Origin of the sequence: Acinetobacter sp. Ver3, from assembly GCF_000632455.1 — a bacterium.
Classification (GTDB): domain Bacteria; phylum Pseudomonadota; class Gammaproteobacteria; order Pseudomonadales; family Moraxellaceae; genus Acinetobacter.
The window spans coordinates 1-2,408 of record NZ_JFYL01000134.1; the positions used below are offsets into that span (position 1 = coordinate 1).

At 30.3% G+C, this 2,408-nt stretch carries 1 protein-coding gene and 1 pseudogene; both read right to left on the minus strand.

Annotation, left to right across the window (positions count from 1 at the left end):
- Window positions 1-14: 14 nt before the first annotated feature.
- Window positions 15-2,081 (minus strand): hypothetical protein, encoded by a 2,067-nt coding sequence (locus tag CL42_RS15840; protein ID WP_035270832.1) that lies wholly within the window; start codon window positions 2,079-2,081, stop codon window positions 15-17.
- A pseudogene (locus tag CL42_RS17315) lies at window positions 2,074-2,408 on the minus strand (site-specific recombinase); the annotation flags it as partial. The pseudogene CL42_RS17315 and the gene CL42_RS15840, both read right to left, overlap by 8 nt.

A 2,408-nucleotide genomic window follows, 5' to 3' on the forward strand; every position in this document is an offset into this window, starting at 1 on the left:
ATCATATTACTCTCTTAAGACAAAGGCGGAAGCTTAATATTTTTAGCAATCGTTAAAGCATTTTTTTTATCTGATGCTAGAACATTTCCCAATAGAGTTTGGTATTTAACTAATCTTGGTAGCCAATATTTTTCCCATCTATTTGGATTTTCAAACTTCAAATCCTCTTCAGATTCACGAATAATTTTTTCCCAAGCAATCCACTCTGCGATTATCTCATTATCTTTAAACCAGATTCTTTTGGCATCACAACTAACCCATTCATCTGTAGGATGATCTGTCAATGTATTTATTAATTTCTTAGTATCATAAGATTCTATATTAAATGAGTTTTCAACAAGAAATTTTTGAAATTTTTTAGATTTGCTAAATATAATTGCCTGAGTTGACAACCTATCAGTATAAAGTCTAGTAGTAGAAGAATTCTTATGATTAAATAATTTCTGTACTGATGTTATGCTATTTCCAGTCAGTATTTTTATTAAACCTATGGTCGGTCTAAAGTTTTGCCCAGAACAACCACCTTGAGCTAAAGGTAAAATACAAGGTTGATCTTTTGATAAATCAATTAAAAACCTCTTAACGATATCTACAACAGTAGATGGGTCTAAAGTATGAATATCTCTTCTGCTGCTTTTATTACAGCGTTGCAAAAATAAAGGGATATCCTTTTGAAGAATTATTTTTTTTGTCTCTTCAGGATCGATACTTTCCAGTAATGATGACATTCTTTTCGAATGCTTCAAACATAATTCAATCATAGGATCAGTTGCATTTAAATCTCTATTGATTGGTGTTGACCTTTTTTTATCCATAAAGATATTTATTTTTCCTTTTTCTTTACTAGGCCTAAAACTTTTTAGATATGTATAAAAAGCTACTGAATCTACATTTGGAGCGATATCTATATGAGATAGTAAACCTACAATAAAAGGAGTCAATGTATATGGGGTTGGGAAGAATGCAGAAAGAACGCGATTACTATTCCAATTTCTATATTTTAAATAGTCACCTAAACCAATTGGCCATTTTCTCGACTCAGGCAAAATACGACCATAATTTGCGTAAAGTATAGACAATGCTAATTCAATACTTCTAGGATCTCTATCATCTGAATCAATATAATAATCTCCAACGTTATTTAATTTTTCTTGAAGTTCAGGTGATAAATTTTTTAAACTTTTATTCAATATATTTAAATCATTAGGGTCTTTAGAATTTCTGTTTAATAGTTCTTTAACTCGGCTAGCTTTCCAATTTTTAGAGCGAAAAAAATCACTCATACCTTTAGGCCAATATTTAACCGCTGGAATATTATTTCCAAATTTTGAATATAATATTTGCAATGCTTCTTCTAAACTTCTTTCACGCAGTGGAAATTCATTTGTAAAGTTCCTAATACATCTAAGCTCATCTAAATCTTTACCTTTAAGTTTTTCAATAATTTTCTCTACTTTATCCCAATCTTCTTCCCATTTTTTTATTTCATTAACTGCTTTTTGATGAATAAGATCTATTGCACCTAAATTGTAAATTATAGTCTTAGCCTGAAAATTATCTAAATCAAAATAATCTACTATATTTTGTATATCTTGATTATTAAAGTTATTGTCATCTTCAATATAGCTTCTTGCTATTTCACAAAAAGTTTCTTTATGATCTTTCTCAATATTTTCAAAGCCGAGAGGAATTGGAAAATCTTCAAGAATATCCTCTCTAATTAAAAGTTTAATAAAGCCAGTAGCTCGTAAAAATTTTTGATACTTAGTAGACAATACAAGTTCTTCACAAGTATCTAAAAAAAACCTATATCTGGTAAGTGTACATTCATCTATTACCCCCCCATTCTCTAAAAAAAATTCCAGCAATTTTCTCAGCTCATGAAAGACAAAAATAGCTTTCCTTTGGTATTTTAAATATTTTTTTAGAACTCCAACTATTTCGTAAATATTTGCTAGGCTAGCGAGATGAGTAAGATCAAACGTCTTACTTTCAACTGTAATTTCTAATTTTGGAAAGTCTAGAACAGCATTTTTTTCTGGATGTTGTAATACTAGTGGTTCACGTTTTAACTTAGTCATACATATCTTCCAGATAAACACCTGCAGTGTATATATCTAATGTAGAAGCATGTGCATGTCTTGTTAGTGTCTTTGTAACTTGTCGAGGATCACGCACATGTTTTAAGTGAGTTATTTCTTTAAGCTTATCTGTGGCAAATCTATGTCTTAATCCATGTACCCATACATATTGATTTTTAGTGAGGTTCCCATTTTCCACGGCTTTCTTCCATCTTGCATTAAGCTGATTAGAAAATGTCCTATAATGAAGTGCTTGACCTGTTCTAGATGATATAAATACCTGAGAAGGCGGAATATATATCTTTCGCTCACTCCTAGCTTTCTTCT